Consider the following 4,315-nt stretch of genomic DNA (forward strand, 5'->3'; position numbering starts at 1 on the left):
TGAGGTGTTGGGTTGGACGGCTCCCAGCGGCATCGCAATGTGCCAAGGTGATTTCGTTGTAGGACTCACATGAAGGAGCCGCCCGTGGAACAGATTATTCGCATAGGGATGGATACGTCAAAGAACGTTTTTCAACTGCACGGTGTCAATTCGGCAGAACAGCCGGTCTTGCGCAAGAAGCTGACGCGCCGGGAGATGGTCCGGTTTTTCGAGAAGTTGCCACCGACTGTCGTCGCCATCGAGGCCTGCGGCAGCGCGCACCACTGGGCGCGTCTTCTCGGTTCGTATGGTCACGAAGTGAGGTTGATCGCACCGCAACTAGCAAAACCTTACGTCAAGCGCGGCAAGAATGATGCGGCCGATGCAGAAGCGCTATGCGAGGCGATGAGCCGCCCCACAATGCGGTTTGTGCCGGCTAAGAGCGTAGAGCAGCAGGCCGCCCTCATGCTCATAGCGATGCGTACCAGGCTCATTCAGAAACGCACGCAGCTCGCCAACACCATCCGTGGCTTTGCGGCAGAGTTCGGAGTTACCGCAGCAACGGGCATGTGCCGGATCGAGCCCCTGCTCGAACGCATCGCGGCGGACGAGGCGATCCCGGAACTGGCACGGGAATTATTTGCGCTTCATGGCAGGGAATATTCGCAGCTCCTGATGGAAATCGAGCGGGTCGAAGCCCAGGTCATGGAATGGCACCGCAATGACGAATGTAGCCAACGGCTCGCAAAAATTCCCGGCGTCGGCCCAATCGGCGCCTCATTGCTAATGATGAAAACCCCAGACCCGCAACAGTTTAAATCCGGGCGAGACTTTGCGGCCTGGATCGGTTTGACACCCCGCGATCATTCGACTGCCGGCAAAGTCAGGCTCGGGGTCATTACACGAGCCGGTGATGAGCTCTTGCGCAGTACACTCGTGGTAGGAGCCACCGCCGTTGTTCAGCACGTCCGCCGTACTGGAGGCAAGAATGCCTCTGTCTGGCTCTTGGGATTGCTCGAACGCAAGAAGCCCAAACTCGTTGCGGTGGCGCTCGCCAACAAGATCGCGAGAATCGCCTGGAAACTGATGGTGAGCGGTGAGCAATATCGAAGAGCAGAACTATCGCCGCCGGCAGTGGCAGCGTGAGAGATTGGCTAGGCACGATGAGCAGCCGTTTGCTATCGTACTGAGCTGATGCCAAATCTTGCAGGAATTGAGCAGATGGTGCGATCGATCGATCCAAGGCGTGTGGCATTCCATCGGCACCAATGGCCGTTCGAGGCCGCTGAGGTGTTTGGAACTCATGCTGCGGAAACCATCTTGGCCAGCGACCATGTGCGGTCGCACCCACAGGCCGGACATATGGACGCAAGCGATCCGATCAAATTCTCCGCACAGCCCTTGCAAGAGGGAGCCGTCCACATATGGTGCCGGTTATCTGGACAGGATGCTAAGCTAATCAACCTTACGCTAAGACCATTACTAGTGAGATCGACATCCAGCGAACTGAAGCCGCATGATTTGGCCGCTTCAACCAGCTTCACAAACCGTGCGAGATCTTCAACTGGTAGCTTTGCGCCGTCACAAAATCCGGAGGTAGGCGGTGGAGCAATTGGCTCTTCAGCGCTGGTCCTATAAGTATCCTTGAAAGTAGTCGTTTCTTGGCTCCGCCAAGTATCCTGTCGACCTGAAGCGAATGGTGACCCCTCCGGCATATTCAACTCCTTTTGTACTGTGACCTGACCCCCAGCTTTCCCCCAGCTGGGATTAGAGCCGGGCGGTTGTTTTGCGCATGAGCGCGGTTGAAGCAATGGGCTGCGTAGCGGAGCCCGTAGGGCGTAGCGAAGCAGGCCATTGCTTATCCAGTTGGGCGGCGAACGCCGCCGGTGTTGCGTAGCCAAGGGATGAGTGCGGCCTCTCCCGATTGTAGTCTTCCACCCATGCCGCGATCTCGACGCGGGCATGGGCAAGGCTGAGGAACAGTGTCTCGTTTAGTAGCTCGTCGCGCATGCGGCCGTTGAAGCTCTCGACATAGCCGTTCTGCATCGGTCTGCCCGGTGCGATGTAATGCCACTCCACGCCGATCTCCCCGCACCATGCCAGCACGGCATTACTGGTAAGCTCGGTGCCATAGCACATTGGGAAGCTGCTCTTTTCAGGCAGCATTTGCCTTGATGGAGACAAGGGCGCGTAGCGCCCGCCGGCTTCATCAAGGCGGCCATGATTGGCCTGCAGGTCTCTAAAGTGAAGTTGTCGACTCAACACTTTGGAGACTGACCGACCATGACCAAGCGTAGTTCTACTCCCGCCGATGCCGTGCTGGTAGCCATCGACATGTCCAAGCATCGGCAGGAAGTCCTGATCGAGCGACCGGAAGGCGGTCGCCGCCGCCGCATGACTGTCATGGCGACCAAGGCCGACTACGATCGATTGGCGGACGACCTTTCCGCAATTGGCCGCCCGATTGTCGTCGGTTTTGAAGCTACCGGCAATTACCACCGCACACTGGCACACAGGCTACTTTCCGCGGGTTTCGAGCTGCGCCTGATTTCGTCGGTCGCATTGGCCCGGACACGCGAAGCGCTTCACAATGGCTGGGACAAGAACGATTCCAAGGATGCCCAGGTCATCCTGCACATGCTGCGGATCGGTGCAACCCAGCGCTACGTTGATCCGCTGGCCGCCGGTATCAACGATTTGCAGGAGATGTCGAAGACCCATGAAGCCATTTCGAAGGCCAAGACCCAGACCTGGCACCGGATCCTCACGCACTATCTGCCGCTGTATTTTCCGGAGATCGAGCGCTTCGCCGGCAACAGTCGGTCTGATTGGTTCCTGGCTTTGCTTGAGCACTTCCCCACACCCGGCAGCATAATCGCTGTTGGCCGGGAAGGTTTTACCAGTGAAGCCTGGACGTTGGTCGGCCGGAAGGTATCCAAGGCTCGGTTGATCAACGATATTTACGAGACTGCCTGCACATCCATAGCGCTGCCAGTCGACGAGGATTCCGTCGCGATCACGATGTTCCGTATGGTGATCGCACAGGCCCGAAGCCTGATCCAGCAGCGCAATGAGATTGAGCAAACCGCCCATGCAATGCTCGGCGAGAACCGCGATTACCAGCTGCTGCGCATGATCCCGGGGATCGGGCCGATCAATGCTCTGACGATCTTGGCCGAAGCTGGCGATTTGCGGCGTTTCAACCATCATCGCCAGTTTCTCAAGTTTTGCGGGCTCGATCTCGCCACCTGCCAGTCCGGGACATTCCGTGGGCGGACGAAGCTGTCAAAGTATGGCAATGCTCGGCTGCGACGGACTTTCTGGATGGCAACCCAGGTCGCCATCCGACAACGCGACAACAGCTTTCGCGATAAGCTCGGGCGCTATGTCGCCGGGCATCCCAACGACCCCGATCGACGCCGCAAGGCAATGACCGCACTCACCGCCAAGATGGCGCGCGTCGCACACGCCGTCATCAAGACGGGAACCGAGTACCGCCCGTTTCTCGAACGGGCGGACACCAGATGGAAGGACCCCTCTCTGTGGAGCCGTGAGGGCGCAACTGCGACCCTGTAGATAATGTTCGGGCCTTCCATCTGGCATCCGCATCTCATCTTAAGGACGGTGAGGACCACGCCCAGACCGGTCGATGGATCCTGTGTTTGCTATGGCCGAGAGCGCATTCCTTGACGATGGAAGCCATCTGGATCACAAAGACATCAGCGCCGATCACACTCGGCGCAACGAGACCTGCTGGCCATCTCCCGCTGCTGCTTCCCCACATAGGACGTTGTCACTGACGATCATCCCCGGCTTGCCACGCTCGGCGATCAGCTCCGTCAACTCGCGCACGACACGGCGGCCCGAGATCGACGTGTCCGGCACCGCCGCCAGGCACTCCCTGGTCACGTCATCGACCACGTTGAGCACGCGGAAGCGCCGGCCCGAGGCCATCTGGTCGTGCACGAAGTCCAGACTCCAGCGCTGGTTCGGCAAGGCCAGCACCGGAGCAGGCGCTCGGGTCCCCACGGCACGCCGACGACTGCGTCGTCGCCTGACCGCCAGCCCTTCCTCGCGATAAAGGCGCTGGGTCTTCTTGCGGTTGATCATCACGCCCTCCCGGCGCAGCAGGATGTGCAGACGGCGATAGCCGAACCGGCGACGCTGGTTGGCCAGCTCACGCAGCTTCTCACGAACCGCGGCGTCATCGTCCCGCGTGGAACGGTAACGCACGCTCTTGCGATCGGCATCGATCACACGGCACGCCCGCCGTTCGCTCATCCCGTGGTAGGCTTGGAGATGAGCCACAGCTTCCCGCTTGGCGGCGGGCGTCAGA

At 59.5% G+C, this 4,315-nt stretch carries 1 protein-coding gene and 3 pseudogenes; 2 read left to right on the top strand and 2 right to left on the bottom strand.

Going from position 1 to position 4,315, the window contains the following annotated elements:
- The first annotated feature begins 84 nt into the window (after positions 1–84).
- Positions 85–1,125: an IS110 family RNA-guided transposase gene (locus A9D15_RS02850; RefSeq protein ID WP_066760674.1), complete on the top strand. Its 1,041-nt coding sequence runs from the start codon at positions 85–87 to the stop codon at positions 1,123–1,125.
- A gap of 621 nt (positions 1,126–1,746) precedes the next feature.
- On the opposite strand, the pseudogene A9D15_RS02855 reads toward A9D15_RS02850, so the two are convergent.
- Positions 1,747–2,109, bottom strand: a pseudogene (locus A9D15_RS02855) (integrase core domain-containing protein); the annotation flags it as partial.
- A gap of 153 nt (positions 2,110–2,262) precedes the next feature.
- Here A9D15_RS02855 and A9D15_RS02860 point away from each other — a divergent pair.
- Positions 2,263–3,559: pseudogene (locus tag A9D15_RS02860) on the top strand (IS110 family RNA-guided transposase).
- A gap of 209 nt (positions 3,560–3,768) precedes the next feature.
- Here the strand turns inward: A9D15_RS02860 and A9D15_RS02865 are convergent.
- Positions 3,769–4,315, bottom strand: a pseudogene (locus A9D15_RS02865) (DDE-type integrase/transposase/recombinase); the annotation flags it as partial.

Origin of the sequence: Croceicoccus pelagius (genome assembly GCF_001661915.1) — a bacterium.
Lineage (GTDB): Bacteria > Pseudomonadota > Alphaproteobacteria > Sphingomonadales > Sphingomonadaceae > Croceicoccus > Croceicoccus pelagius.